The following is a 26978-nucleotide window of genomic DNA, read 5'->3' on the forward strand; positions in this document are numbered from 1 at the left end:
CCCTATCTTCTATGCTTATCATTAAAAGATTTCTCGAGACGTGCAAGCTTGCCAGACAGGCTGCCGTCATACAGCGTATCGCCGATAACGACCTTCAGTCCGCCCAGAAGGCTCTTGTCAACGAGATTCGTAACCCGGATCTTGCGGTTCGTAAGCTGACTGAACTCCTGAGCCACATGTTCCTGTTCTTCCTGACTCAGCGCATATGTGGAGTATACCGTTGCATCACCGATACCCAGGGCTTCACCTTCTATTTTCACGTACGCTTCCAGCAGATCAGCAAAAATATCGGTTCTGCCCCGCTCCACCAATAGTTCAACCGTGTTAAGTACGGCTTCGGAGAGCTTGCCTTCAAGTGCGGTGCGCAGCACCTTCAGCTTATCGGACTGGGAGATGCGCGGTGCAAGAATGAACCGTTTTACCTCTTCATCGGAATGAAGCACTGTTACCAGTGTCTTCAGCTGCTCTTCCACTTCAAGCGTATTGCCCTTCTCCACCGCGGCACTGTACAGGGCTTTGGCGTAACGTTTGGCAACTACCGCACTGCCGCTCATGATCGGCCTCCTACCTCTTTGAGGTACTGATCAACAAGCTGCTCCTGTTCACCTTCAGCCTTAACTTCTTTCTCAAGCAGCTTGGATGCGATACGGACGGAAGCAGATCCGAGCTCGCTGCGCAGCGCTTCCACTGCCTTGTTCTTTTCGTTTGCAATATCACGGACAGCCTCGTCTTTAAGACGGGCAGCTTCAACTTTAGCCTGGTCGATCAGCTTGTCAGCCTGGTTGAGGCTGGTAGCCTGCGATTGCTGAATAATCTGCTTGGCCTCTTCGCGCGCCTTTTGCAAAGCCTGTTTCTGCTCTTCCACGTAAGCGACCGCCTGTTCCCTGGTCTTAGCTGCTTCATCCATCTGCTGCAGCACAAGCTCACGGCGTTTTTCCATAATTCCGAACAGTTTGCTGAAAGCATATTTACTGAGCAGGATATACAGGATTACAAATGCGACAATTGAAAATACTATGTTGGTCCATACTATAGTCACTGTGGTCACTCCTTTCCGTTACCGCGGTGTGCGGATATATACAAAAGTAAGGCGCGGATGGCACTAGCCCTCCCCGCCAAACCGTAGGAACGGTTTATTAAGAAAACATGATCAAGAATGCAATAACCGTTGCCGCCAACGGAATAACTTCGACGATACCTACACCGATAAACATTGTAGTCTGCAGTGCGTTACGTGCTTCAGGCTGACGGGCGATGGATTCTACCGTTCTGCTGACGATCATACCGTTACCAAGACCTGCGCCGAGTGCGCCCAAACCAACCGCGATTGCTGCTGCCAAAAATTCCATTGAAAATATCCTCCTTTAATTTCGGTTCATTTTTTGTGTTTTAATGATATTGAAATCTCCCGCGAAACCCGCATGACAATTGCCGCGCTGCCTCACAGCAGTTCATTAATGCGCTTCTTCTTCGTGAATGGTCATCTGTGCGATGTACACCATCGTCAGAATCGTGAAAATGAATGCCTGGAGTGCCCCGACGAAAATACTGAAGCCCTGCCAGACTGCCAGGAACGGTATACTTAAGATTCCCAGCTTGAGAATTACAGTGATCAGAACCTCACCTGCAAAGATATTCGCGAACAAACGAATAGCCAGTGCAACCGGCTTAGCCAGGTTTTCGATGATGTTGAGCGGCAGGAAAATCGGAAACGGCTCAATATAGTGCTTGAAATAATGCTTGCCGTTCTGCTTGATGCCCAGATAATTCATCAGTACGAAAACGATAATCGCAAGACCGGCCGTAATGTTGATATCCGCTGTCGGTGACTTGTACCAGAGCAGCTCGACATGCTCGCCGTGTGTCAGGTTTTTGGTCGCATCAATGACGTGCCCAAAAATGTACACCGGCTCATGGGCCTCAGTGATAAAGGAAAAAGGCAGACCAAGGAGATTGGAGACAAAGATAAACAGTATCAGCGTCAATCCCAATGATATGTAAGGCTTGCCCTTCTTCAGGTCCATTGCACTGCTGATAACCCCTTGTACGAACTCAACTACCCACTCCATAAAATTCTGGAGTCTGGACGGGTTATCGACAGACAGGTTGCGGACTGACAGCATCACCAGAATAAAAACAATAACGGAACTGATTAGCAGTGTCAGTACGGCAGATAAATCAATTGGTATGCTGCCAAGATAGATTATTGGCATTTCATGCATGGTATCATCCCCCTTTCCCTTTAATCTTAAAGCTTGTTCTTTACACTCAGATAAATCCCTACCGGAATAGAGAGAAGCTGGGGAATAAAGACTCCAGCAATGGTAGCTTCCAGCGAGAAATGCTCAATCTTGACCGAGAACATGGTCACCAGAATGGCAAAGCTGATCCGCGTGACAAACCCGAGACTGAAAGCCTTCCCCTCATTATTCGCAACCGATTCTGCTACCCGCCGCACTTTTACGGCAAGATAACGGAAGTTCACAATACCCGCAACCAAACCGAGTGTCATCCCTAGTGTGACTGCACGGGTTTCATGATGAAGAGCATATCCCATCAGCAATCCTGCCATGAGTACAAATGTGACCCTTGTTACGGCATTGATCATGGGAGTCATATTATCCATTTTGCTCCCCCAGAAATTTTTTGATTAACAGGGCGACATTGATAATTCCCAGAGCCATACCGGAAATCGCACCGACCGCAACCCAGATTTCCGGGCCGTCGATCCGGCGTTGGAGCCACCTTGCTGCAAAAACACCTATAATAATGTAAGCGGCAAGCAAAGTGCCTGCACTTGCAATCACCAGAGCGGTTTTTCCCAGCCCGGCTTCACGCTTCGGCTCTTTCATAGGCTACAATCCCAACTAATTTTACTGAATATCCAGACTCTTTGTCAATTCAATGAAAATTGCCCAAAAGTGCATGAAAACATGAAAATAATCACAGCATTTTTATTCAAAACCATACAAACCGTACAGTTTCACTGTATGCTGTATTTTCAATGTCGCATCTCAGGTTTTGTAGCGTAAAATTTAATTTGTGAACGTTTTATGAAATTCTTCAGGACGATCGGCATTCACACCAAAATGGTGCTTAATCGCATTGACAATTCTTTCAGATGCCTTGCCGTCTCCGTACGGGTTGGCGGCCCGGCTCATCGACTGGTACAGTGCCTGATCAGTCAGCAGAGCATGTGTCCGTTGATACACCTTCTCCTCGTCCGTTCCCACAAGCTCCAAAGTTCCGGCCTCGATCCCTTCCGGGCGCTCGGTCGTATCACGCAGCACAAGCACAGGAACCCCAAAGGAGGGCGCTTCCTCCTGCAGGCCGCCGGAATCGGTCAAAATCAGGTGGGTATGCGGATAAAAATTGTGCAGGTCAACGACATCCAGCGGATCGATCAGCTTGATTCTCGGATGGCCGCCCAGGATCTCATGCGCCGGCTCCTTGACTGCAGGGCTCGGGTGCACAGGATAAACTATAGCTACATCTTCAAACTCATCAGCGATTCTTTTAACAGCACGGAAAATATGACGGTGCGGTTCGCCTTGAGACTCCCTGCGGTGCGCCGTCATCAGAATTAATCTTTTTCCCGCCGCAAAATCCAGCACCGGATGCCGGTAGTCCGGCTGTACGGTATATTGAAACACATCGGTCACGGTATTGCCTGTGATATAGATACTTGACTCCTTTTTGTTCTCGTGCCTCAAATTCCCTGCCGACCAGTCGGTCGGAGCAAAGTGCAAATCCGCCAAAACCCCTGTCAGCTGGCGGTTCATTTCCTCTGGGTATGGAGACAGCTTATTCCAGGTCCGAAGTCCCGCCTCGACATGGCCCACCTGAATCTGCTGGAGGAAGGAAGCGTAACTCGCCAGGAAGGTTGTCAGTGTATCACCATGGACAAGCACCAGGTCAGGCTTCGCTTCACGCAGGACAGGCTCAAGCCCTTCCAGTACACGGATGGAGATTTCATTCAGCGTCTGCCGGTCCTTCATAACGTCCAGGTCATAATCAGGAACGATTTTAAACACTTCCAGTACCTGATCCAGCAGCTCACGGTGCTGCGCGGTTACGCATACAACCGATTCGATATGTTCAGGATGCTTGTTCAGCTCAAGTACGAGCGGTGCCATTTTGATCGCTTCCGGACGTACTCCGAAGATTGTCATTACCTTTATTTTCTTGGACACTTTCCCACCCCTTTCTTCTATATAGATAGCTGTTTGTAGAGCTACTCTGTTAATACTCTGTTAATACTCTGTTAATTCCTATTTGGTTCCGTATAAACGGTCTCCGGCATCCCCGAGCCCGGGTACAATGTATCCGTGATCATTAAGGTGATCATCAAGTGCTGCTACATAGATATCTACATCCGGATGGGCAGCCTGTACGGCCGCAACACCTTCAGGAGCTGCGATCAGATTCATCATTTTGATCTGGGTGCAGCCGCGGTTCTTCAGCGAGGTGATCGCCGCAATGGCAGAGCCGCCTGTAGCCAGCATCGGATCAATTACAATCAGTTCACGTTCCTGCACATCTGTAGGAAGCTTAATATAATATTCAACCGGCTGGAGCGTTTCCGGGTCACGGAAGAGGCCTACATGGCCCACCTTAGCTGCAGGCAGCAGTTTAAGGACACCCTCTGTCATCCCGAGACCGGCGCGGAGAATCGGAATCAGCCCGAGCATTCTGCCCGAAATGACTTTACTCTCTGTTTCTGCTACCGGTGTCTGTACGGTGATTGTCTCCAGCGGGATATCCCGTGTAATTTCATAGGCCATAAGCGTAGCTACTTCATCTACATGCTCTCTGAATTCTTTTGTGTTGGTCCGCACATCACGGATAAATGTCAGTTTGTGCTGAATCAAAGGATGATCGCAAATCACCAATTTTCCCATTTCTGTCCCTCCGGTAAATGTAAGTCTTGTCAGCCGCAGAAAGCGCTTTTGCAGCTTCCGTGGCTAAATCTTGTCTATTATATCATCACCGGAGGTGTATTTCACCTCCGAAGGGAAAGCAGCTGCATAAATGCCGCCATCCAAATAAAGGTCCGCAGGCAGGTTTAAGCCCAACCCGTAATCTCTCAGGTTATAAATCGAGCCTTAGTGTATGCTAATTTACATTTTTAATACCTTTCACATTTCTTTCACTGTTTTTAATGAAAATTCCATGAACTTTCATGGATATTCCATGAAATCTATCGACAATTTCCGCGTTTTAATTGTGAACATTATGCAACGTTAAGGTCCGGCATAGAAAAAGCCCCCGCTAAGACCTTGAGAAAACAGTCCTTGCAGGGGCATGGCTCCGCTCCATTCAATGAGCGGGCAGAGATTAGTACTGCAAACCAGGATAGATCGGGAACTTCTCAGTGAGTGCGGCTACCTCGCGGGCAGCTTCAGCCAGCACCGTTTCGTCCTTAGGATTCTTCAGCACATTCGCAATAACACGGCCGATAACGGTCATCGCCTGCTCGTCCATTCCACGGGAAGTAACCGCAGGCGTACCGATCCGGATTCCGCTTGTAACAAACGGGCTGGTCGGGTCAAACGGAATCGCATTTTTATTTACAGTGATGCCGATAGAATCAAGCACCTTCTCAGCATCCTTACCTGTGATGTTCAGATTACGGGTATCCAGCAGCATCAGGTGATTGTCCGTACCGCCGGAAACGATATTAACCCCTTCACCGATCAGCGTTTCTGCAAGCACCTTGGCATTTTTCACTACATTCTCGGCATAGGTCTTAAAGGACGGCTGCAGCGCTTCACCGAAGGATACGGCTTTGGAAGCAATGACGTGCATCAGCGGTCCGCCCTGGGAGCCCGGGAATACGGCCTTATCAATTGCAGCAGCCCAAGGCTGTCTGCACAGAATCATGCCTCCGCGCGGTCCGCGCAGCGTTTTATGGGTTGTAGTTGTAACAAAATGGGCATGCGGTACCGGGCTCGGGTGCAGTCCGGCAGCGACGAGGCCGGCAATATGAGCCATATCGACCATAAACAGCGCGCCGACATCATTTGCAATGGAACCGAGTGCTTCAAAATCAATGGTCCGCGGATATGCGCTTGCCCCGGCAACGATCAGCTTAGGGCGGTGCTTGAAGGCAGCCTTGCGCACTTCATTATAATCAATCAGGAATGTATCTTCCTGTACACCATAAGCTACGAAGTTATAAAGCAAACCTGAGGCATTTACCGGACTTCCGTGCGTCAAGTGGCCGCCATGGGCAAGATTCATTCCAAGCACAGTATCCCCGGGATTAAGTGCAGCCAGATAGACCGCCATATTCGCCTGGGCACCGGAATGCGGCTGAACATTGACATGATCAGCGCCGAACAGCTGCTTGGCACGGTCACGGGCAAGGTTCTCAACGATGTCTACATCCTCACAGCCGCCATAATAGCGTTTGCCCGGATAGCCTTCGGCATATTTGTTGGTAAGCACAGAACCCATTGCTTCCATTACAGCTTCACTGACGATATTCTCCGATGCGATAAGCTCAATGTTGGCACGCTGACGGCTCAGCTCCAGTCCCATTGCTTCCAGTACTGCCGGGTCACTCTTGCGCAATTGTTCCATGATTATTTACTTCCTCCCTGAGTGAAAATATATACCTTCTTATTCTTTAAAACTTATGCCCGCTGATGTACGACACTGCAAATCTTCAATCCACCTAATTCTTAATCACACTGCGGTGAACCGCTGGTCTCCTGCGTGCGGTAGACCGCACGTTCACCGCCGATCAGCGGCGGTCTGCTGAAGGCGGCATTCACTCTGGCTGAACCGATATAGCGCAGGCTTGGCCGGAAGGGCACCGCCACCCGGCGCAGATGCATGCCGATCAGCGTCTCGCCGATATCAATGCCGGCATGGGCCTCTACCGTCTCTGCTAAAACCGGATCAGCCATCGAACCATAGGCTGCTGCGGCCATAGAGCCGCCGGCCCCCGGAATCGGCACAGCCGAAACTTCCCTGAGCCCCAAGGCTTCCAGCAGGGAGCGCTCCATGACCAGAGAGCGGTTCAAATGTTCACAGCACTGATAAACCGTGTGAAAGCCCCGCTCAACTGCAATCCGGCGTATTCCCTGAAGCAGCTGCTGTGCCACTTCCAGGGCACCGCCGGTGCCGATCCGTACACCGGCAACCTCACTGGTGCTGGCTCCGACAACAAGGATCTTTCCGGGTCCCAGCTTACCGGCTTCCGCCAGCTCGCCCACTATAGCAGCTGTCGCTGCTGCAAGTGAAAGTTCCGCACCCGCCGAAACTTCCGTCTGCCCCGATGTAATGCGGGCTGCGCGTTCTTCCGGCGAGCCCTGCTTCATGACCTCATCCATTGCTTAAGCCTCCCTCAAGCATTACTTGCTGATTTAAACAAAAAAGAGCAGTCCGCAGGTGGCTGCGGATGTGCTCTTTTGCCCAGGCGACCGGCCGTTTATTCCAGTGCTCCATCGTGGTTTCATCCACACTTGTCGCCAGTCACACCGGAACCGGGTAATATTTATTACATCTTAAAGGATAGCCTCCGAAAAATCAACCTTCTTTACAAACGGCGTAAGGACTCTAATTTGTCGAGCAGACTGTAAAGCGCAGTGCGGATCTCGGCAGCTGTAAGCTCGTAATCCTCCCGCGAGCCCCCAAACGGGTCAGAGATATCGAAGCTCGGTATCCGCTGCCGGATTTCAATAATCCGCTGCAGGTCCGCCTGCTTGGGCTCCCGGCCCAGTGCGATGTCGAGCTCCGCCTCGGCATACAGGCTGTCCAGCTCACTGATATCTCCGTTTACCGACTCCTCGTTATATACATATTCCTTGAGTGTATGGGTTTTGGATACTGCCTCCGGAAAATACTGCAGCAGATGGCGTTTGTGCCCGCCGGTCAGCGTCAACACCAGATCCGCCCAGTTCACGGCCTCCCTGCTAAGCTGGGTAGAGCTCATAGGCTCATTAATGCCTTCTTCACGCAGAATCGCTGCGGCATGCCTGGATACAGAAGTGCCGGAAATGGCGGAAACGCCTGCAGACCGCACTGCAAGCTCGATGCCCCGCTCCTTTGCAAGCTTCCGCAAAAGCCCCTCAGCCATAGGACTGCGGCAGGTATTGCCGGTGCAGACGAATAAAATGTGCAGCATGCTTTCCACCTCCATGAAAGGATCATTTAATAATCTGATGCCGTTATTGTATCAGAAGATGAACAGCAAGCCAAACCCCAAAAGGATCGCCCCGCCAAGCGCCTCCCCGTAATCGCCCAGTCCCCGGCTCACCCGCCTGCCCAGCAGCAGGCCGGTAATGGCCATGAAGCCGCCGCAGGCTCCGAAGGCCAGCACGGTTAGTATGATGCTGTCCACGAACATGCCCAGGGATACACCTACAGAAAAGGAATCAATGCTCACACTCAGCGAGATCAGCAGCATCCCCCAGAACGTACGATGGTCCATCGGGCGGCTGGTGCTTTCCTCTTTGCGGAAAGTGTTCCAGACCATATGCCCGCCCAGCAGAATCAGCAGCCCGCCGGCTGCATAAGTTGTTACTTGTCCCAGTAAATGGCCTACGTAACTGCCGGTGAATAAGCCTACCAGCGGCATCAGCACATGGAAAAACGCAATCAGCAGGCTGAGCTGCAGCACATGCAGCAGGCGGATGCCCTTCATCCCGATTCCTACACCAAGCGAAAAGGCATCCAAACCCAGTGCAATTGCCATAATGGCAATTGTTACAATCTGGCCCCAGCCAGGATAAACCCCTGCCATGCCCATACCCCCAAAGTCTGAATGTCTTGTACAACAACGATATGCGGGCATTAGGACAATCATGACTTGTAAAGGAGCTTATCGCAGCAAAAAGCGGATCCGTCAGGACAGAGCCGCTTGGGTATGTCTGTAATCCAGCCTGTATTCTGGAGATCAAGCCCATAACCCGCTGATCCAGCTCCAGAGATTCTTCAGCATATCCCATAGGAAGAAGCGTACCTCCGGAGCTTCCGCTTCTCCGCCGTCTGAAGATCCCGCTGCAGTATCCTTAACCACATTATTATCATTGTTATCCGCACTAATATTCTTTACACTTGTCTCTGCACCGGCAGCCGAAGCAACTTCCGTTCCTTTGGCGGCAGCGTCGCCGCTACCTGCATCGATGAAGCAAAGCGGCGGGAACAGCACACACCACCAGTTTTGTCCTTTACCTGCTCCAAGCGTAATGCGCACTGCTTCATATTCACCGGCCGGATATACCGTTCCGCCATACAGTTTAGTCGGGAATGGCACAACGCCAAGCTCAACCTTGAAATCATAATCAATTCCCCGCTGCAGCAGTTCCCGGGCAACCAGCTCATTCAGCTCCGGCAGATGGCTTCTGATCAAGGAACGGGCCTGTTCCAGGCTCTGCGGGTTCTCCAGTCCGGATACCCACTGGTTCATCTGCTCTACCACAGCATCGCGGATCTGGCGTTTGACCAGCTGGTCTCCGGCTCCGTCAGAATTAGCAAGAATGCGCAGACGGATCGATTCCTGCGGAATCGCAGACTCCGCAACTGCCGCATCGCTTTTTTGCCCTTCCCAGACCATCATCAGCACCATCAGAAAAGAAAATAAAATAGCAGTATGCTTAAAAGTAACCCGTAAGGCTTCCTGTCTCTCCGGCGAAAATAACTTCATCTTCAGCAGCCCCTCTCCCTGAACCTCTTATACCCCCAGTATGTCCGGAAATAAGAGACTGCAAACCTATTAATCTATTAAAAGTATATCAGCTGCTCAAAAATACATTGCAGGCACAGGCAGCTCCTCCTCCACATCCTGCCCGTATAAATGCACGCTCATGGCAATGCCCACGCTCGCCATATTGATTAAAATGGAGGTGCCGCCAAAGCTGATGAACGGCAGAGTAATGCCTGTCAGCGGCATCAAGCCGATATAGGCGCCGATGTTCTCGAGAATCTGGTACATCAGCATCGCGATTATGCCGATAATCAGAAAAGGCCCTGCCTTATCCTTGCATTCCAGCGCGAAGAGAATCATCCGGTGAATCAGGACAAAAAACAACAGCAGCAGTACTGCTGCACCAATAAATCCAAATTCCTCAGCGATCTGTGCAAAGATGGCATCAGAGTACAGCACCGGTATTTTGCCCGACTGGACAGAGCTCCCTTTCAGGTACCCTTCCCCGCTTAGCCCGCCGGACCCTATGGCTATCCGCGCATTGCGCGTCTGATAGCTGTCATCACTGCTTGCCCGCTCCGGTACCAGCCAGGGATCAAAGCGTTTTATAAAATGCTCACGGCCGATTGCCCCGCTTAGGAAATCTGTCGTTTTCTCATGGTAGTTAATATAGCTGTAGACAAACGCCCAAAATGCGCCTCCGGCTATCAGCAGCCCGATTAGCGCATGTGATGTTCGGATCCGCCCGATCCATAAAAGGCCTACGAGTATAACCATAAAGCTAAGCGCATTGCCCATATCATTCTGGAGGATTACAATACAAAACGGCAGCAGGGCAAGCAGACTGAGGGGTACAACCTCCCGCCAAAACCGGAGCTCGCTGCGGCCGAGACGGACCAGCAGGGAAGACAGCGCCAAAATCAGAATCAGCTTAAACAGCTCGGCCGGCTGGAAGCTGAAGCTCCCCACCTGAAGCCAGGCCCTGGCACCGAACTTAACGGTTCCGAACAGGCTGACCAGCACCAGAATGATGATCCCCAGGATGTAAATATAAAGCGCATATTTGACCAGCAGGCGGTAATCAAATAAGGACAGTCCAAAAAACACAACAAAGCCCGCCCCGTAATATTGGAGCATCAGGATATGCATGCCTTTGTCATCCCCGCTGTGGGTAACGCTGTATATCGACAAAATACTGATACCCATCAGCATAAGCAGAACAATCACGGTAATCCCGTCTATTCTTTTAAATTTCTGCAGCATCAGTCATACTCCTATCCGTACAGGAAGTCGGCGAATTCCACAATTTCCATTGCAGGAATTTACAGGGAATAGCCTATACTCCCATATTAATGCAAGCCGCTGCACGAATACAAATATCTCCGCTTTCCGCGTAGAATATAAAAAGAACTGCCGGGGCCTCATTTCCTGAGATCCGGCAGTCCTTCATTTCCGATATGCAGTTAACCCTGTTTCGTGGCAGCAGGGTAAGCGGCAGGAGCGGGCAGATCCTCCTCCACTTCACGCCCGTGCAGGCGCACACTCATAATCAGGCCAATGCTGGCCATATTGATCATCAGTGAGGTCCCCCCGAAGCTGACGAACGGCAGCGTAATCCCGGTTAGCGGCATCAGGCCGATGAATGCACCGATATTTTCAAATATCTGATACAGGATCATGGCCACAACCCCGACGATCAGAAACGGTCCGGCGCGGTCCTTGGACTCCAGGGCGATCAATATCATCCGGTGAATCAGTATAAAATACAGCAGCAGCAGCACCGCAGAGCCGATAAAGCCGAACTCCTCTGCAATCTGCACGAAGATAGAGTCGGAATACGTATAAGGCACACGGTCGGTCTGCACCGAGCTGCCGTTCATGTAGCCCTCCCCGCTCATGCCGCCTGAGGCGATGGCCAGCTTCGCATTTTTGGTGTGGTAGCTGGCTTTGGCCGTCGCCTTTTCGGGAACAAGCCAAGGGTCGAACCGTTCAACCCAGTGGGATCGGCCGATGTCGGTCATGAACGCTTTGAACTGGTCATGATAATGAATATAGCTCATTATTCCGGCAACCGCCGAACCTACTACAATCAGAACCCCGATCAGCGCATGCGAGAATTTGATATTTCCGATCCACAGCAGTCCTGCCAGAATCACGATATAGGACAAGGCATTACCAAGGTCATTCTGGCTGATAACAATCAGGAACGGCAGCAGCGTAAGCAGCCCGAGCGGCACGACATCCTTCCAGAACAGCAGCTTGTTCTTATTTTTGCGGAACAGCACCGCTGCCAGAAACAGAATCAGAATCAGCTTAAACAGCTCTGCCGGCTGGAGGCTGAGGCCTCCGATCTTCAGCCAGCCCTGGGCCCCGTTCTGGGTTTTCCCGATAAAGCTGACCAATACCAGAATCCCGATTCCTGTTATATAAATATAAAGCGCATATTTCACGATCAGCCGGTAATCGATAAAAGTCAGACCGAGAAAAGCAATCAGACCCAGTATATAGAACTGGATCATCTTCAGATGACTTCCGTCCAGGCCATCCCTTCCATGGGTTACACTATATATAGAGAAAATGCTGATAACCATCAGCAGCAGCAGAATAAATACAATGACACCATCAATCTTCTTAATCTTCTGAAGCATATTCTGTCTCCTTACTCGTTACTTCAGCTTCCACTTCAACAGCTGCTGTAGAAGTCCGTTCATTCTATTGTAAAGGAAGGGGCAGCAAAAATACAATTTCACCGCCGGCTGTTCGTCTAACAGCGGTGCGGTGAAATATCGGGAGTTACATAGCGTAATACCGCAGCCCACAGCGGGGCGCTTTAGGCTGGATGCTAGCTCGCGGCGGGGAATGCCGGCGTTCAGCCCTACGGACGGCTCAACGGAGAGACACTCAGCGCGCGATGCCAAGCACGTGGCGGGGAATACCGGCGTTCAGCCCTACGGACGGCTCAACGGAGAGACACTCAGCGCGCGATGCCCAGCACGTGGCGGGGAATGCCGGCGTTCAGCCCTACGGACGGCTCAACGGAGAGACACTCAGCGCGCGATGCCAAGCACGTGGCGGGGAATACCGGCGAGATCGTCAATGGTGACGATCTCGTTCCAGTGGCCCGCCGCGCGCAGCAGCGCGGCCACCTCGCCGGCCTGTCCCTGGCCGAGCTCAAAGCCGACCAGGCGCGGGACTGCCGCAAGCAGCGGCAGCTGCTCCATCATGCGGCGGTACGGGTCGAGCCCGTCGTCGCCGCCGTCCAGTGCAGTGCGCGGCTCATGGTCGCGCACCTCGCGCTGCAGCCCGGCGATGTCACCGCCGGGGATGTACGGCGGGTTGGAGACGAGAATATCCGTCTCCATCCCCGCAAACGGCTCGAGCAGATCGCCGAGCCGCAGGTCAACGGCCGCGCCATGCCGCAGGGCATTGCGCGCGGCCACGGCCAGGGCGCCGGGCGAGATGTCGCCGGCTGAGACCCGCCACGCCGGCGCTTCCGCCGCCAGCGTGACGGAGATGGCTCCGCTGCCGGCGCCGATATCGACGGCGGCCAGCGGCCGCGGCTGGTATGCGCCAGCCGCATCGCTCTCCCGGCGGGCGGAGGCTATGCCGCCAGCCGCTTGAGCCGCCGCAGGTCCGCCCGCAGCGTGCCTGCCAGTCTGCGCCGCTCCGCCCGGCGCATGCACCAGCCCGTCCGGCCACAGCTCCGCGCCGTACTTCAGGATGGCCTCGACGAGCAGTTCCGTCTCCGGCCGCGGAATCAGCACGTCCGGCGTTACCTCGAACGCCCGGCCGTAAAACTCCTGCTCGCCGATGATATACTGCACCGGCTCACCTGCCGCCCGGCGGCTGACCGCCGTTTCCCAGGCTTCTCTCAGCTCTGCCGGGAAAGGGTCAGCCAGTGTCATATAATAAGCGGCTCCGCTAACGCCGAGCACATGCTCCAGCAGCAGCTGGCTGCTGCGCTGCGGCTCGTTGCACCCGCTTTTGTCCAAAAAAGAAGAAGCCTCCGCAAAGGCTTCCCGGATGCTTTGCACATGAGGCATGACATATAAGCCGTGTTTCAAAGCATTATTCTCCTTTTTCCATCAGTTCCGCCTGCTCGGCAATCGACAACGCGGAAATAATCTCGGTAATATCCCCGTTCATAACCTGGTCCAGACGGTGCAGGGTAAGGCCGATGCGGTGATCGGTCACCCGGCTCTGCGGGAAGTTGTACGTGCGGATACGCTCACTGCGGTCGCCGGTACCGACCTTGCTCTTGCGCTCGCCGGCATACTTCGCTTCCTCTTCCTGCCGCTTGACATCAGAGATACGGGCACGCAGCACCTGCAGCGCCTTCTCCTTATTGGAGTTCTGCGATTTGCCGTCCTGACAGGTAGCTACGATACCGGTAGGAATATGGGTTACGCGAACTGCCGATTTGGTCGTATTAACGGACTGTCCGCCCGCTCCGCTGGAGCAGAACGTATCGACGCGGATGTCCTTATCGTGAATTTCAATTTCGAATTCTTCCGCTTCCGGCATCACCGCTACCGTTGAAGTAGAGGTATGAATCCGTCCGCCGGATTCTGTGGTCGGGATACGCTGTACACGGTGTGCGCCGCTCTCGTATTTCATCTTGCTGTACGCACCGCGGCCGTTAATCAGGAATATGACTTCCTTGAAGCCGCCGAGGTCATTCGTATTCACATCCATCAGCTCAACGCGCCAGCCTTGGGTATCGGCATAACGGGTGTACATCCGGTACAGGTCGGAGGCGAACAATGCCGCTTCGTCCCCGCCGGCTGCACCGCGGATTTCGACGATTACGTTCTTGTCGTCATTCGGGTCCTTAGGCAGCAGCAGGATGCGGATCTTCTCCTCCAGCTCGGTCTGGCGCGAGGACAGGTCCTCGATCTCCATTTTGACCATTTCCTTCATTTCATCATCAAGCTTCTCGGCCTGCATCATCTTGGCTGCCTCAAGCTCTTCCATTACATTTTTATATTCAGCATAAGCCTCGAAGGCAGGCTGCAGATCGGATTGTTCTTTGGAATAGTCCCTCAGTTTCTTACTGTCGCTTGCAACATCCGGGTCACAAAGCAGTTCACTGAGTTTCTCATAGCGGTCCGCCAATGATTGCAATCGGTCCAACAACAAGGGAATTCACCTCTCCTGATTCAATATATTTCACTTAAAATGCTTAAAATTATGAGTTACAGTATAAATAGATATACGACTTTATATTATAGCATCGTTCCTGCCAGTTGGCTACAGGCGAGCGTACATAGCAGGCCTAACTTTGCAAATTAAAAATCCAGGCCAATCTTTAGTATGCAGAAGCTTTTGTAATATTATTCCGCCCGTCCTGCAAAAAGAAGCCATCCAGCAGCGGGTACCCGCCACAGAATGGCCTCTCTAGCTTGATGCATTATTGCGCTTCGTCTTATACGTTGAAACGGAAATGCATGACATCGCCGTCCTGAACCAGATATTCCTTGCCTTCCAGACGGAGCTGTCCGCGTTCCTTGGCACCGTTCATGGAGCCTGCAGCCACAAGATCAGCGTAGGCTACAACCTCGGCACGGATAAAGCCGCGTTCGAAGTCGGAGTGGATAACACCGGCAGCGCCCGGCGCCTTGGTTCCCTTACGGATTGTCCAGGCACGCACTTCCTGGACGCCTGCAGTGAAGTAAGTGTACAGGCCAAGCAGCTTGTAAGCCGCTTTGATCAGGCGGTTCAGACCGGATTCCTGCAGTCCCAGCTCTTCCAGGAACATCTCTTTATCTTCACCTTCGAGCTCAGCGATCTCTGCCTCAACCTTGGCGCTGATCGGCACCACTTCCGCATTCTCGGCAGCTGCGAACTCGCGCACCTGCTTAACATACGGATTCTCTTCAGCAGTTGCCACTTCATCCTCGCCCACATTAGCCGCATACAGCACCGGCTTCAGGGTCAGAAGGTGCAGGTCACGCACGATCAGGCGCTCGTCATCAGACAGCTCTATGCTGCGCGCAGGCTTGTCTTCGTACAGGGCCTCTTTTACACGCTCAAGCACTTCAACCTCCTGGGCATATTTCTTGTCGCCGCCCTTGATGTTTTTGCGGGAACGCTCAATGCGCTTCTCCACGCTTTCAAGGTCAGCCAGAATCAGCTCAAGGTTAATCGTCTGGATGTCGCTGATCGGATTTACTTTACCGTCTACATGCGTTACATTCTCGTCCACAAAGCAGCGCACAACATGAACGATCGCATCCACTTCACGGATGTGGGCGAGGAACTTGTTACCCAGGCCTTCGCCTTTACTCGCGCCGCGCACGAGACCGGCAATATCAACAAATTCAAAGGCAGTCGGAACCGTCTTGTTCGGCTGCACCAGCTCAGTCAGCTTATCGAGACGCTCGTCCGGCACTTCCACGACACCCACATTCGGGTCGATGGTGCAAAAAGGATAGTTGGCGGATTCGGCACCCGCTTGTGTAATTGCGTTAAACAATGTGGATTTACCAACGTTTGGCAATCCGACGATACCAGCTTTCAAAGCCATTTATATGACAACTCCTATTTTCGGTTGTATTGATCCACCGCATAATTACCGACTTGTGATCTAAACCATTATATATTAGAACAAAACCGCCAGCAACAGCGGATGTCCGGGGGGTGTGTCAGAAAAAAGGCGGGTCCTGACGCAGTCTGCCAGGCCGCTTCTATGGTATGTGTACATAATAAGGTGCGATTTTTCCTGTCGAAGCTGCACTTTAATGTGGAAATCAGGCATAAGTACATGATTCCACCTGCTCGTAGCCTGCACATAGCCTGCACATAGCCTGCCCATAACCCTGCTTGTAATTCTAACGGACTCAGCTGCGCTTATCCCTGCCAACATCCGTCCTGAAGCACGCTAACGGACTCCAGCGCTCTTATTTACAGCATTTTGACTTGTTTTAGGCGGTTTGTGAGTAAATAAGAGCAATACGGTCCGTTAAGCGGACCAGACAGTGCTTCGGCTTAAAAATAAGAGCGGTACAGTCCGTTAGCGCATCCGGCTATCCGCTGCACCATCCGCTGCACCTCCCAATGCACCATCCAATGCACCATGCAGTGCAGCCACAGCCAAGCAGGTACAGTAACTCAATGGGGCAATCCAATCATGCAGCTTATCTAGTAACTCAACCGGATAATCCAATCGGCAGCTCATCTATGTAACTCATTTGGGTGCTTTTCCGATCCTCCGGTACGCGGCGTTTGGTCCATTAGAACTGTTACTTTTTTCTACCGCAACCTTTCGGAAGCTTATCCATTTGCTGAGATAACAAAAAAGACCCCTATGGAGTCTTTCCGCCGGAAGAATAATCGCCATGTTCCTGGGCTGTCACCCGGCTTGCTACCGGCTTTGTTGCCGATCCCCGGTTTATGCCTTATTCTATGCCGCAGTTTAATCAGGCTTACTTCTTCTACATGGCTGCATGGTGCAAGCCCAACTTCCGGCTCAGCTACAGCTTTTTGGACATCGTAATATCAGTAATTCCGTAGCCCATCTTCTGATACAGCTTAAAGGCGCGGTCATTGTCACCGAAAACATGCAGGCCGATCCGTGTAACACCCATGGAGCGCGCCTCCTCATCCAGCAGCGTTAGCGCCATGCTTCCATATCCCTTCTGCTGATAAGGCTCGAAGATATAGAAATCATAAATAAAGGCTTCCTTACCCTGCCGGCCTTGGGCCACGTTGAACCAGATATAACCGGCCTGTGTGTTGCCGGTGTCCTCCACAATAGAATATAAAAAGGCGCCTTCAGTATAAAGTCCCTGCGGCAGATAACGGTTCATCTCGTCCCGGGACAGCTGCATCGCCGTGTCCTGCTCCCAGGCTCCGATTCTTACTTTGTCCTCCGCATAATCGCGGGTCGACTGCTTCAGAAAAAATTGAAAGGTCGGTTCGTCCATCCGGACCAGCTTGATCATTTGTTAAGCACTTCCTTTTTACCCTTTTTACCTCAGTCATTATTGCCGCTTGAGCAGGCGGCAGGTTCCCCGCAGCGCAGACAGGTCGGCTGCGCCGATGCCGAACATGGCAATCCGCAGCTCCAGCTCCACCTGGGCCAGCGCCCGGTCGAGCGCCTCCTCGGATTCCACCGCAGGACCGAGCAGGCTGCGGCCGAAGCCGGCCAGGTCGGCCCCCAGCGCAAGCGCCTTGGCGGCGTCGACGCCATGCTTCAGGCCCCCGCTGCCGATCAGCGCACCTTGCGGAGCCGCCGCCCGCACCCCGCGGATGCATTCGGCCGTCGGAATGCCCCAGTCGGCGAAGGCTTCCGCCGCCGCCCGCCGCACAGGGTCGGTGCTGCGGAATTTCTCCACCTGGCTCCAGGAGGTGCCGCCTGCACCCGCCACGTCGATGAAGGCCGCTCCGGCATTATACAGCCTGAGCGCCGTTTCGCCGTCTATGCCCCAGCCGACCTCTTTGATGCCGACCGGCACCGGCAGCGCCCGGCAGACCTTCTCGATCGCGCCAAGCAGGGAGGAGAAGCCAGTGTTGCCCTCCGGCTGAAATACCTCCTGCAGCCCGTTAAGATGCAGCACAAGCCAGTCCGCCCCGGCGATCTCTACAGCCCGCCGGCACTCCTCCACGCCGAAGCCGTAGGACAGCTGCACGGCACCTATATTGGCGATGACCGGAATTCCCGGAGCCCGCTCACGCACCCGGAAGGTCTCGGCCAGCTCCGCACGCTCCACCGCCGCCCGCACCGAGCCCACACCAAGCGCCCAGCCCCGGCGTCCGGCCACTTCAGCCAGCCTGCCGTTAATTTCGCCGGTCGCCTTGCTGCCGCCGGTCATGGAGCTGATCAGCAGCGGTGTCTGCAGCTCACGCCCCAGGAAAACCGTACGCAGGGAAATGTCGTCGAAATTCAGCTCAGGCAGCGCATTGTGCAGGAACCTGTATTCTTCCAGCCCGGTCGTAATTCCGCTGCCCCCTACATCCTCATTCAGACAGAGACGCACATGCTCAAGCTTGCGCTCCCCTGTTGTGGAGGAAGGCATAAGGGACTTCTTCCCCGTACTCCCAGGCGCCAGCCTGTTCCCGCCCGCTTCAGCCGTCAAGGATTGGGTTGTCTCTGGCGGCAATTGTTCCATGCTGTTCCCTCCCTTTGCTTCTGATCTGCAAATCTAAAACCGTAAAATGCCGGACCGGCCGGCATCTCTTAGCCAAGAGCACGCTTCATTATAGCATCGCTGCCCTGCAAATGACAGGAAGACAGGCCGCGCCTAGCCTTCACCTGCGATATGCTCGCCTACAAGCCGCCCTGACAGGGATACAACCGGTGTCCCTCCGCCGGGATGAGTTGTTCCGCCCACATACCACAGTCCCTGAACCTCCCGGGAGCGGTTAGCCGGGCGGAAGAAGGTCTGGCGGACGGAATTCGAGGAAATGCCGTAAATGGCTCCCCGGTGGGCAAGGGTATCTGCTGCGAGATTTTGCGGAGTATACCGCTGAAGCACCTCCGCCTGCTCCAGTCCCGCGATTCCGGAGCCCTTGAGCATATCCGTGATCCGCCGCCCGTATATCTCCGTCTCTCTGGCCCAGTCGCAGCCGCTGTTCAGATACGGGGCGTTAGCCAGAATAAACAGATTGCTGCCGTCAACCGGGGCCATCCCGGGCTCAGAGTAACCGGAGTAGCATACGTACACTGCCGGATTTTGCGGAGGGCGTCTTTTGTCAAAAATGTCTGTGAACTCCGGCTCATATTGCTCCGGAAAAAATACCGTGTGATGCAGCAACTGCTCATATTTCCGCCTCACACCGGCAAGGGTCACCAGACCCGACAACGAAGGCTCATAGCGTTCGATCGTTCGCTCGCTCATCGTCCGGCGGGAAGCTTCCGGCAGCAGCATGCGGCTAGCGCTGAGCACGTCGCCCCCGGCAATGACAGTCCGTGCCGGGTAAAAGCCCCGTGAGGTCTCCACCCCTTCGGCTTTCCCCCCGGCCACGGCGATGCCTGTAACCTCAGTTCCGGTAACGATCTCCACGCCGAGCCCCCGGGCCAGCGCCACCAGTCCTTCCACGAGCTTATATGTACCGCCTTTAACACCGTATACGCCAAGTTTAGCCTCCACATGACCGAGCATCGCAAAGATTGCCGGAGACTGGTAGGGGGAGGATCCGACATAGGTGGCGTAACGTCCCAGCATAGCAAGCGTATTCGGATGCCTGAAATATCGCTCCAGCAGCGACTGCAGGGTTAGAAACGGCCGGACGCGCAGCAGGTCCCGCACCAATGCCGGAGACAGTTTATCTTTCCAGGAGAGCAGAAGGCGGTTCAGAAACTGCTTCTCGCTCAGCCGGTACAATAGTTCAGCTTCAGCCATAAACTCATCGTAGCGCCCGGCGTCATTAGGAGAGTAGGCGGCAATCTGTTCACGCATATACGCTGTATCCCTGGATAAATCAACCGTATGTCCATCTGCAAAAACATTCCGTGTCCGCGGCTCCAGCTCATATAGCCCGACATAATCCTCCATCTGCGCGCCGGCCAGCTCATACAGCGAGCGGAAGACATGCGGCATGGTGATGGTGCTGGGTCCCCTGTCAAAGGTGTATCCTTGCTCCGTAACCCGCTGCAGCTTGCCGCCGGGCTGATCCTGCCGCTCCAGCACAGTCACCTTCCAGCCCTTTGCCGCCAGTGTGACTGCACAGGACAGGCTGCCGAAGCCGGCGCCGATAATAACCGCCTGCTTGTTCAACGGTACCGCCTCCCTTTCCATTCATAGCCCTGGCCGGACACACTGCCGCGCCAGGATGCGGCTCCAATGGCAATCAGGCTTACAATGCTTGCCGGCAGCAGCAGGCAGAACCAGAAGGGCTGCCTGCCGGCCCTGTCGGCTGTCCGTTTTACTGCAGCTCCTCCGGCTATGGCGGCTGCCGCCCAGAGGAGGGTGCCCGTGTCTCCGGTAATGACAGCCCAAAACGCAGCGATAACCGGAAATACGTACAGAAGCGTATAGAACAGCAGTACACCCAGCAGCAGCGCCGGTTTACGCCCGAGGCCGGCGTAAATATTTTTGCGGTAGCCCTTCCAGACCTCACGGGCATTGTGATACATCCGCATTTCTGTATACCCTGTAATGTCTGCCAGGGTTACCGGTTCACCGGCAAGCTTGACCGCTCTGGCCAGCGCCATATCATCCACCAGCTGGTCCCGGATGCCGCTATGCCCGCCGCAGCGCTGATAGCTGTCCCGGTGGATCAGCATGAATCCGCCGTGGGCGGCTACAAACCGCGGGTCCCTTGTGCGGCGGACAAGCAGAACCGGCAGGTGGCAGACTATGGTGAACACCATTAGCGGGACAACCAGGCGTTCCAGCCAGGAGCCGGTCTGCTGCCGCGGGAAGCCGGTAATCAGGCCTCTGCCCTGTGCCTCTGCTGAGGCTAATGCTGCTGCAAGCGCCTGCGGCTGCAGGCGGATGTCAGCATCAAGGAACAGCAGCCACTCTCCGCCCGCTGCCTCTGCCAGCTGGGCGCAGGCATGGCATTTGCCTGCCCAGCCTTCCGGCAGCCCGGCTCCTGCAAGCACCTGCGTCCGTGCGCCCCCCGCAGCTGCGGCAAGCTCTGCTGTGCCGTCCGTCGAACGGTCATCCAGCACGATGATCTCGATTCGGCGCCCATCCGTGCCGCAGGCAAGCACGGAATCCAAACAGCCCGCGATATTCGCTGCCTCATCACGCGCCGGAATCAGCACGGATAAGGCGGGGAATGATGAGGCTGCGGACTCTGTCGGTTCCAATCTGTGTTGTACTTCCGCCGGTTCTGGCGGCTCCCGGTGCTGTGCACCGAGCACCGGGAGCCGCGAAGCATTCCACAAGGCAAATGCCAGCTGCAGCAGAATCATAACGGCTATTCCTTGCAGTACGGCAATCATCGGCTTCCCCTCCGCCAGGCATCATATCGTTCATGAACCGAGCCTCCGGTCTTGATCAGCGGTGTGAAGCAGGCCGGCATATGTCCCTTATGATCAAAAATCAGCTGGCGGTGACTGTCCAGCTGTTCCTCCAGACAGGAGGCCAGCAGCGCTGAAATGCTGCTCCTGTCCATCTCCTTCCACCGCTGCATCAGCGGTTCACCTGCCAGGAGTGTCGCTTCCGGCTTAGGATGGAAGAACAGTCCATGATACAGGGTCACGGGTACAACAGCCGCATCCGGACAAAGGCGGAGCACGACAGCTGCCCCTTCCTTGAGCTGCAGCGGACGGCGCTCCAGCGGCAGAAGCTCCCCCTCGGGATACATCCACACGCTGCCGCCTTCACCAAGCAGCCTGGCTGTATAACGCAGCGAGGCACGGACATCTGCCGGTTCATCCCGGTTGATAGAATAAGCACCCAAACGGCGGAAAAACTGGAATTTGCGCAGCTGCCCTTCTTCCATCATGAAATACTGCTTGCGGCGGGTCAGCATTCTTGCCGCGTGATAGGCCAGCAGACCGTCCCACCAGGAGCTGTGGTTCATAATGTACAGCACCGGTCTGTTCCCCGCTGAACCCGGCTGCAGGTCACCTGATATTCCGATGAAGCGGAAATGCCTGCGCAGCAAATAGAAGGTATTATAGCTGCTGAACAGCGCATCAAAGCTTCGGGACTTAGCCGCTTCGAGCATAGCGCAGGCTCCCTTCTGCCAGGACTGTTCCGATACCGGCAATAATCATGCATAGGGGAAGGCCTTCACGCAGGCCGACGAGACCGAACATGATGATTACAGCCTGATAGAGCCGGGTGCCGTGCCGGACCGCCCTGCCGGATAAGCGGACAGCCGGAATGAAGAGCGACAGCAGCGATCCGGCAATCAGCCAGCCGATGAAGTTGCTCACGGGCACTCCGTAGAAGCCGCCTCCGTCCCCCCAGGTCCAGAAGCCCCGCGCATGGGCTACAGGATCAAGGACCAGATCCAGCAAAACAGTCCAGAAGCCGACCTGCACCGCCCGCAGCAGCATAAGCCGCCAGCCGGACTGGCCGAAATCCCGGCATAGCAGGACAGCATTACAGACAACTGCAATCCAGGCAAAGCCCAGCGTTACAGGCACACCGTAGAGCAGCGGACCAAGAATATCGGAATATCCGTAGCTGCCGAACAGATGCCCGGTATGAACGCCGAACCATTCCACAGCCATCCCGCCGGTCCAGATAAGCGCAGCTGAGACGAGGAGACGGAGCGGGCGGAGCTGCTGCGAAAAAATGACTGACTGGTCGGCCACAAGGGGTCGCTCAAATCCCTTAACGATCAGTTCAGCGGCATAAACAGCATAAAAAACCAGAAACAGGCCATTTGAAAACTGCAGTGATTGCGGAACACTGAAAAAAATCAGCAGCAGTGCCCCAATAACGTACCAGACCCAGAAAACAGTCCTGACCATCTATAATACCGCTGCTTTACCGGGTCTGCTGCCCAGTCTTGGGGCATATCGCGCTGCTGTGCGGCCCAGCATCCGCAGCTTGGCCTCATCGCTGACATAAGCCCTGTTGCGGAATACATCATATCCGGCCTCAGCCACCGAATCGAGAATTGCCGCGTAAAATGCCGCCGCCAGCTCCACAGCCAGACCGCTCTCGGGCGGATAAGTCTCCACGTGGGCAAGGCCCTTCTCGAACCAGCCCAGTGCCTCCCGGCGGAGCTCTTCAATGACATTGATAAAGCGCTGATTGACTACCCCCGACTCCAGCTCCTCCTGGCTGTACCCGTGCTTCCGCATAAGCGCAAGCGGCACATAGCGCCGTCCCCTCCGCAGGTCCTCGCCCACATCGCGGATGATATTGACCAGCTGCATGCCGATACCCAGTGAAATGCCGGCCGTCTGCACATCCTCATCCGAATCCTCGCGCAGAACCGGGAGCAGCATCTCGCCGACGGTACCCGCTACCAGGTAGCAGTAGCTTTCCAGCTCTTCCATGGTCTCATAATGGGTGAACGTCAGATCTCCGAGCTGACCCTGCATCTGCAGCAGGAACGGTTCATGCGTAAGCTTCGGGAAGCTGGCGAACAGCCAGCGCAGCGCCGGCCAGATGAAGTGGCCCTCCGCTTCCTCAAGACGTGCAAAATGCCAGCGCAGCTCATGGATCGTGTACGGTGACTTGTCCGGCTCATCCACACTGTCGTCAATAATCCTGCAGAAGGCATAGATGACATGCACCGCTTCCCGGCGCGGGCTCGGCAGCCCGGCAAACGCCTTATGAAAGGAGGTCGAGCCCTTCTTCATCAGTTCCTCACACTCACGCATAATACTCTCATTTATCATTGTTTCATCTCCTTCATAAGTTCATGGACAGCCATCCTTGCTCCCTGCATGACAATCGGCACGCCCCCGCCCGGATGAACGGAAGCGCCTGCGGCATAGAGGCCTTTTATCGGATAAGGCCGGGGCTGCGGACGGAATACCCCGAGCTGGCTGAGCACCGGAGCAATGCCGAAGCTGCCACCGCCATACAGGCCATCCTTGTGCGCATCCGCAGGGGTACGAATCTTCTTCCACCGGAGACTGGCCTTCAGGCCCGGAAAACCTCTCTGCTCTGCATCCTCCAGGACACGCTCCGCCAGAGGACCTGCAATGGCCTCCCAGTCCATATCCGGATCAGCCGGAACGGGAATCAGGAAATAGAGCACGCTTTGTCCCGGCGGCGCCGCAGTATCGTCAATCGCCGCGGGGTTAAATACATAATAAGACGGCAGCTGTGAAATTCTGCCTTGGTCAAATAATTCCCGGAGATTGTCGTTCAGGCTGTCCGGTAGAAAAAACTGATGGGTCTCGGACTCCGGCCAGCGCCGGTCCGTCCCGGCATAGATCAGCACACAGCCCGAGGAGGGCTGGTACCGGCCGCGCTTGATCCGGCCTCTTGCACCTGAACTGCGCTGCACAGCCGAATCGGCAGCAGCATTTCCGCTGAACAGCTGCGCCGGCAGAAGCGCCTCCAGCTGCGGGAATTCGCCGTTGTAGAGCACAGCATCATACGAATGTTTTACACCGCCGGCTGTGAGGCCGGTACACCGCCCGTCTTCAACGGTCAGGCCCTCAACCTCTGTACCGGTATGAATCTCAACCCCGCGGCTGAGAAGCTCGCGGGAGAGGATCTGCGGAAGCTGCCCGTAGCCGCCCTTCAGCATCCAGATACCGAAGGCGCTCTCCGCATACGGCAGCATCGTGTATATGCCCGGGGTGCGGAACGGGGCACCGCCGATGTACAAGCTCTGCAGGGAAAAGGCGTCCCGCAGCTCCTCGCTGCGGAAATAGCTGCTTACCGCCGAACGCAGGCTGCGGTAAGCACGCAGACGGCTCATCAGCACCAGGTTCGCCGGGCTGAAGAACTCACGCCGCCGGTTGAACGGCTGCTCCAGGAAGGAGGCCTTGCCCTGGGGGAACAGCCGGGCCATATCGCCCATAAACCGGAGGAAGCCGCTGCCTTCTCCGGGGAATTCGCGGTCAATCTCCGCTGCCTGCTCCGCCAGGCCCGCCACCTTGGTCAGCACACGCCCGCTCCGGAAGTGAATCCGGCAGAGCGGATCGCAGCGCAGCAGCTCAAGGCTGTCGGGCGGAAGCCCGCCTTCCTCGAGAATGCCGTTCAGCATCTCCGGCAGCAGCACAATGGTCGGCCCCTGGTCAACCCGGTACGGCCCCTCCTCTTCAAAGGCGACCCGCCCGCCTACCCGGCCGGCGCGCTCATAAATGACCACCTGCTGCCCCTGGCGGCTCAGCAGCAGCGCCGCGGTCAGCCCGCCGATGCCGCCGCCGACGATAGCCACGCGGCTCACAGCGGCACCCCGCTTCCCGCTGCGCCTGCAACGGCAACGGACCGGCTGCGGGCGGCGCGGTCATGCTCCTCAAGCAGGCGCGCGCTGATCTTGGCCGACTCAAAGATCGTCGGCAGCCCGCTGCCCGGATGCGTTCCGCCGCCGACCAGCCAGATGCCGGACACCTCCTGGAAGGTATTGTGCGGACGCAGATACATCATCTGCCCAAGGTTATGGGCCAGATTGAAGGTCGCGCCGTTATATACATCCAGAGTGTCCCGCCAGTCCAGCGGCGAGAAGAATTTGCTCTCCTCCACCCGGGAAGACAGGCCGGCAAGCTGCGGGATCTGCTCCAGCCGCTCCATCATCTGCGCCCTCACAGCCGGCCCCTCCTGCTGCCAGTCAATACCGGCCTGCAGATTGGGAACGGGCATCAGCACATACAGGGAAGATTTGCCGGCCGGAGCCAGGGTAGCATCAATGACCGAAGGATTGTGTATATAAATGGACGGGTCAGCCGACAGGACACCCTGCCGTGTAATCTCGTCAACATTGCGGCGGTAATCGCCCGAGAAATGAACAGAATGATGGCCGAGGTCAACGGCGCCGTCCACACCGAGGTACAGCATTGCGGTGGAGCAGGAATAGCGCTTGCGCGCCATTTTGACCGGCGTATATTTTTTGAGCAGACCCGGCTCGAACAGCCGGGTCACTGCGGTCCCGAAGTCAGCTCCGAGCACAACGTAATCGGCGTGCACCTTTTCCCCGTCCTCCAGCAGCAGGCCGGAGGCATGATGGTTATTAACTAAGATCCGGTTCACTGCACTTGAAGTGCGGATCTGTCCTCCGTGCTCCCTGATCACATCCGCCATAGCCTCCAGCACCTTGTTAATCCCGCCTTCAGGATGATACAGGCCGTAACGGTGCTCCAGGTAAGACAGAATCGTAAACGTTCCCGGACATTCCCAAGGTGACATCCCGAGGTATTTGGCCTGAAAGGTGAAGGCGTACCGCAGCCGTTCATCGTCAAAATACTTCGACAGCCGGTTGTACACTGTATCGGTGGCATGAAGCCTCGGCAGCGCGTGCAGCACATCTCTTTTTATGTAATCTGCAGGTGACTGAAAAGGGCGCTGGAGCAGCGGCATGACCCTTGTAAACTTATCGTCCTCGTCAGCCATAAACCGGCGGTAGCCGGCCCCGTTCCCCGGAAACAGCCGCTCAATCTCAGCTTCGGTCTGCTCCTGATCGGTAGACGGCCGGAACACGGTGTCCCCGAAATGCAGGGAATACAGCGGGTTCAGCTCCTTCATGGAAACATAGCTATGCAGGGAGCGTCCCGCCAGAGTAAACAGCTCCTCCAGCAGATGCGGCATCATCAGAAAGGTAGCCCCGCGGTCAAAACGGTATTCCCCCAGCCGCAGCTCGCCCGATCTTCCGCCGACCGTATCCTGCTTCTCAAAGACCTCTACCTCGTAGCCCTTTGCGGCCAGAAGCATGGCGGCAGCCAGCCCTCCCGGTCCGGCACCGACCACCGCAACCTTTGCGGCGCTTTTTCCAGTCATCAATCCCACTCCCT

The 26978-nt window shown here is 55.1% G+C and carries 27 protein-coding genes and 1 riboswitch; all 27 genes read right to left on the minus strand.

Annotation, left to right across the window (positions count from 1 at the left end):
- Nucleotides 1–2: 2 nt before the first annotated feature.
- The 27 genes from M2108_RS04585 to M2108_RS04715 all read right to left on the minus strand — a co-directional run bounded on the left by M2108_RS04585 (nt 3) and on the right by M2108_RS04715 (nt 26964).
- On the minus strand, nt 3–554 hold the full coding sequence (locus tag M2108_RS04585) for a F0F1 ATP synthase subunit delta (RefSeq protein ID WP_277468190.1): 552 nt from the start codon (nt 552–554) through the stop codon (nt 3–5).
- Nucleotides 551–1039, minus strand: coding sequence for a F0F1 ATP synthase subunit B (atpF, locus tag M2108_RS04590; protein WP_277468189.1), 489 nt, complete (start codon nt 1037–1039; stop codon nt 551–553). Before atpF ends, M2108_RS04585 begins: the two co-directional genes overlap by 4 nt.
- Before the next feature lie 97 nt (nt 1040–1136).
- Nucleotides 1137–1349, minus strand: a complete 213-nt coding sequence (gene atpE / locus M2108_RS04595; protein WP_039877624.1) for a F0F1 ATP synthase subunit C — start codon at nt 1347–1349, stop codon at nt 1137–1139.
- A 105-nt stretch (nt 1350–1454) separates the two neighbouring features.
- Nucleotides 1455–2222, minus strand: coding sequence for a F0F1 ATP synthase subunit A (atpB, locus tag M2108_RS04600; RefSeq protein ID WP_277468188.1), 768 nt, complete (start codon nt 2220–2222; stop codon nt 1455–1457).
- A 26-nt stretch (nt 2223–2248) separates the two neighbouring features.
- Nucleotides 2249–2626 carry an ATP synthase subunit I gene (locus tag M2108_RS04605; protein ID WP_277468187.1) on the minus strand — a complete coding sequence of 126 codons (378 nt, stop codon included), beginning with the start codon at nt 2624–2626 and terminating at the stop codon, nt 2249–2251.
- Nucleotides 2619–2852, minus strand: coding sequence for an AtpZ/AtpI family protein (locus M2108_RS04610; protein WP_277468186.1), 234 nt, complete (start codon nt 2850–2852; stop codon nt 2619–2621). Before M2108_RS04610 ends, M2108_RS04605 begins: the two co-directional genes overlap by 8 nt.
- 183 nt (nt 2853–3035) lie before the next feature.
- Complete coding sequence (wecB, locus tag M2108_RS04615) at nt 3036–4172, minus strand: non-hydrolyzing UDP-N-acetylglucosamine 2-epimerase (protein WP_068728040.1); 1137 nt, start codon at nt 4170–4172, stop codon at nt 3036–3038.
- Between the two features lie 99 nt (nt 4173–4271).
- Nucleotides 4272–4901, minus strand: a complete 630-nt coding sequence (gene upp / locus M2108_RS04620; protein WP_039877631.1) for a uracil phosphoribosyltransferase — start codon at nt 4899–4901, stop codon at nt 4272–4274.
- 436 nt (nt 4902–5337) lie between these two features.
- Nucleotides 5338–6588, minus strand: coding sequence for a serine hydroxymethyltransferase (locus tag M2108_RS04625; RefSeq protein WP_277468325.1), 1251 nt, complete (start codon nt 6586–6588; stop codon nt 5338–5340).
- Nucleotides 6589–6686: 98 nt separating this feature from the next.
- Entirely contained in the window at nt 6687–7340 is a 654-nt protein-coding gene (locus M2108_RS04630; RefSeq protein WP_277468185.1) for a TIGR01440 family protein, read from the minus strand.
- Nucleotides 7341–7413: 73 nt separating this feature from the next.
- A riboswitch (ZMP/ZTP riboswitch) is annotated at nt 7414–7496 on the minus strand.
- 50 nt (nt 7497–7546) lie between these two features.
- Entirely contained in the window at nt 7547–8134 is a 588-nt protein-coding gene (locus M2108_RS04635; RefSeq protein ID WP_068728033.1) for a low molecular weight protein arginine phosphatase, read from the minus strand.
- Nucleotides 8135–8185: 51 nt separating this feature from the next.
- Nucleotides 8186–8758, minus strand: a complete 573-nt coding sequence (locus tag M2108_RS04640) for a manganese efflux pump MntP (RefSeq protein WP_277468184.1) — start codon at nt 8756–8758, stop codon at nt 8186–8188.
- Between the two features lie 147 nt (nt 8759–8905).
- Complete coding sequence (spoIIR, locus tag M2108_RS04645; RefSeq protein ID WP_277468183.1) at nt 8906–9655, minus strand: stage II sporulation protein R; 750 nt, start codon at nt 9653–9655, stop codon at nt 8906–8908.
- 96 nt (nt 9656–9751) lie between these two features.
- Nucleotides 9752–10918 carry an FtsW/RodA/SpoVE family cell cycle protein gene (locus M2108_RS04650; RefSeq protein WP_277468182.1) on the minus strand — a complete coding sequence of 389 codons (1167 nt, stop codon included), beginning with the start codon at nt 10916–10918 and terminating at the stop codon, nt 9752–9754.
- A 200-nt stretch (nt 10919–11118) separates the two neighbouring features.
- Nucleotides 11119–12303 carry an FtsW/RodA/SpoVE family cell cycle protein gene (locus tag M2108_RS04655; protein ID WP_277468181.1) on the minus strand — a complete coding sequence of 395 codons (1185 nt, stop codon included), beginning with the start codon at nt 12301–12303 and terminating at the stop codon, nt 11119–11121.
- Between the two features lie 399 nt (nt 12304–12702).
- Nucleotides 12703–13719 carry a N5-glutamine methyltransferase family protein gene (locus tag M2108_RS04660; RefSeq protein ID WP_481856853.1) on the minus strand — a complete coding sequence of 339 codons (1017 nt, stop codon included), beginning with the start codon at nt 13717–13719 and terminating at the stop codon, nt 12703–12705.
- A 4-nt stretch (nt 13720–13723) separates the two neighbouring features.
- Nucleotides 13724–14791, minus strand: coding sequence for a peptide chain release factor 1 (gene prfA, locus M2108_RS04665; protein WP_277468180.1), 1068 nt, complete (start codon nt 14789–14791; stop codon nt 13724–13726).
- Nucleotides 14792–15080: 289 nt separating this feature from the next.
- Nucleotides 15081–16181: a redox-regulated ATPase YchF gene (gene ychF, locus M2108_RS04670; RefSeq protein ID WP_277468179.1), complete on the minus strand. Its 1101-nt coding sequence runs from the start codon at nt 16179–16181 to the stop codon at nt 15081–15083.
- A gap of 946 nt (nt 16182–17127) precedes the next feature.
- Nucleotides 17128–17598 carry a GNAT family N-acetyltransferase gene (locus tag M2108_RS04675; protein WP_277468178.1) on the minus strand — a complete coding sequence of 157 codons (471 nt, stop codon included), beginning with the start codon at nt 17596–17598 and terminating at the stop codon, nt 17128–17130.
- Between the two features lie 39 nt (nt 17599–17637).
- A complete protein-coding gene (gene fni, locus M2108_RS04680; protein WP_277468323.1) occupies nt 17638–18672 on the minus strand; it encodes a type 2 isopentenyl-diphosphate Delta-isomerase in 1035 nt (344 codons plus the stop codon).
- Between the two features lie 225 nt (nt 18673–18897).
- Entirely contained in the window at nt 18898–20394 is a 1497-nt protein-coding gene (locus M2108_RS04685) for a phytoene desaturase family protein (RefSeq protein WP_277468177.1), read from the minus strand.
- Entirely contained in the window at nt 20370–21548 is a 1179-nt protein-coding gene (locus M2108_RS04690) for a glycosyltransferase family 2 protein (RefSeq protein ID WP_277468176.1), read from the minus strand. Before M2108_RS04690 ends, M2108_RS04685 begins: the two co-directional genes overlap by 25 nt.
- Nucleotides 21545–22279 carry a lysophospholipid acyltransferase family protein gene (locus M2108_RS04695; RefSeq protein WP_277468175.1) on the minus strand — a complete coding sequence of 245 codons (735 nt, stop codon included), beginning with the start codon at nt 22277–22279 and terminating at the stop codon, nt 21545–21547. Before M2108_RS04695 ends, M2108_RS04690 begins: the two co-directional genes overlap by 4 nt.
- A complete protein-coding gene (locus M2108_RS04700; RefSeq protein WP_277468174.1) occupies nt 22263–23033 on the minus strand; it encodes a carotenoid biosynthesis protein in 771 nt (256 codons plus the stop codon). The genes M2108_RS04695 and M2108_RS04700 overlap by 17 nt, the downstream gene beginning before the upstream one ends.
- Nucleotides 23034–23912, minus strand: coding sequence for a phytoene/squalene synthase family protein (locus M2108_RS04705; RefSeq protein ID WP_277468173.1), 879 nt, complete (start codon nt 23910–23912; stop codon nt 23034–23036). It abuts the gene before it with no gap.
- Nucleotides 23909–25420: a phytoene desaturase family protein gene (locus M2108_RS04710; protein ID WP_277468172.1), complete on the minus strand. Its 1512-nt coding sequence runs from the start codon at nt 25418–25420 to the stop codon at nt 23909–23911. The genes M2108_RS04705 and M2108_RS04710 overlap by 4 nt, the downstream gene beginning before the upstream one ends.
- Nucleotides 25417–26964 carry a phytoene desaturase family protein gene (locus tag M2108_RS04715; protein ID WP_277468171.1) on the minus strand — a complete coding sequence of 516 codons (1548 nt, stop codon included), beginning with the start codon at nt 26962–26964 and terminating at the stop codon, nt 25417–25419. The genes M2108_RS04710 and M2108_RS04715 overlap by 4 nt, the downstream gene beginning before the upstream one ends.
- Between the last annotated feature and the right edge of the window lie 14 nt (nt 26965–26978).

The organism is Paenibacillus sp. PastM-3 (assembly GCF_029893965.1).
GTDB lineage: Bacteria > Bacillota > Bacilli > Paenibacillales > Paenibacillaceae > Paenibacillus_AQ.

Excerpts from the sequence above, each read along its gene's own strand:
- M2108_RS04585 (WP_277468190.1), bottom strand. The coding sequence starts at position 554 with ATGAGCGGCAGTGCGGTAGTTGCCAAACGTTACGCCAAAGCCCTGTAC.
- atpE (WP_039877624.1), bottom strand. The coding sequence starts at position 1,349 with ATGGAATTTTTGGCAGCAGCAATCGCGGTTGGTTTGGGCGCACTCGGC.
- atpB (WP_277468188.1), bottom strand. The coding sequence starts at position 2,222 with ATGCATGAAATGCCAATAATCTATCTTGGCAGCATACCAATTGATTTA.
- M2108_RS04605 (WP_277468187.1), bottom strand. The coding sequence starts at position 2,626 with ATGGATAATATGACTCCCATGATCAATGCCGTAACAAGGGTCACATTT.
- M2108_RS04610 (WP_277468186.1), bottom strand. The coding sequence starts at position 2,852 with ATGAAAGAGCCGAAGCGTGAAGCCGGGCTGGGAAAAACCGCTCTGGTG.
- wecB (WP_068728040.1), bottom strand. The coding sequence starts at position 4,172 with ATGACAATCTTCGGAGTACGTCCGGAAGCGATCAAAATGGCACCGCTC.
- upp (WP_039877631.1), bottom strand. The coding sequence starts at position 4,901 with ATGGGAAAATTGGTGATTTGCGATCATCCTTTGATTCAGCACAAACTG.
- M2108_RS04630 (WP_277468185.1), bottom strand. The coding sequence starts at position 7,340 with ATGGATGAGGTCATGAAGCAGGGCTCGCCGGAAGAACGCGCAGCCCGC.
- M2108_RS04635 (WP_068728033.1), bottom strand. The coding sequence starts at position 8,134 with ATGCTGCACATTTTATTCGTCTGCACCGGCAATACCTGCCGCAGTCCT.
- M2108_RS04640 (WP_277468184.1), bottom strand. The coding sequence starts at position 8,758 with ATGGGCATGGCAGGGGTTTATCCTGGCTGGGGCCAGATTGTAACAATT.
- spoIIR (WP_277468183.1), bottom strand. The coding sequence starts at position 9,655 with ATGAAGTTATTTTCGCCGGAGAGACAGGAAGCCTTACGGGTTACTTTT.
- M2108_RS04650 (WP_277468182.1), bottom strand. The coding sequence starts at position 10,918 with ATGCTGCAGAAATTTAAAAGAATAGACGGGATTACCGTGATTGTTCTG.
- M2108_RS04655 (WP_277468181.1), bottom strand. The coding sequence starts at position 12,303 with ATGCTTCAGAAGATTAAGAAGATTGATGGTGTCATTGTATTTATTCTG.
- ychF (WP_277468179.1), bottom strand. The coding sequence starts at position 16,181 with ATGGCTTTGAAAGCTGGTATCGTCGGATTGCCAAACGTTGGTAAATCC.
- M2108_RS04675 (WP_277468178.1), bottom strand. The coding sequence starts at position 17,598 with ATGATCAAGCTGGTCCGGATGGACGAACCGACCTTTCAATTTTTTCTG.
- fni (WP_277468323.1), bottom strand. The coding sequence starts at position 18,672 with ATGCCTTCCTCCACAACAGGGGAGCGCAAGCTTGAGCATGTGCGTCTC.
- M2108_RS04685 (WP_277468177.1), bottom strand. The coding sequence starts at position 20,394 with ATGGAAAGGGAGGCGGTACCGTTGAACAAGCAGGCGGTTATTATCGGC.
- M2108_RS04690 (WP_277468176.1), bottom strand. The coding sequence starts at position 21,548 with ATGATTGCCGTACTGCAAGGAATAGCCGTTATGATTCTGCTGCAGCTG.
- M2108_RS04695 (WP_277468175.1), bottom strand. The coding sequence starts at position 22,279 with ATGCTCGAAGCGGCTAAGTCCCGAAGCTTTGATGCGCTGTTCAGCAGC.
- M2108_RS04700 (WP_277468174.1), bottom strand. The coding sequence starts at position 23,033 with ATGGTCAGGACTGTTTTCTGGGTCTGGTACGTTATTGGGGCACTGCTG.
- M2108_RS04705 (WP_277468173.1), bottom strand. The coding sequence starts at position 23,912 with ATGATAAATGAGAGTATTATGCGTGAGTGTGAGGAACTGATGAAGAAG.
- M2108_RS04715 (WP_277468171.1), bottom strand. The coding sequence starts at position 26,964 with ATGACTGGAAAAAGCGCCGCAAAGGTTGCGGTGGTCGGTGCCGGACCG.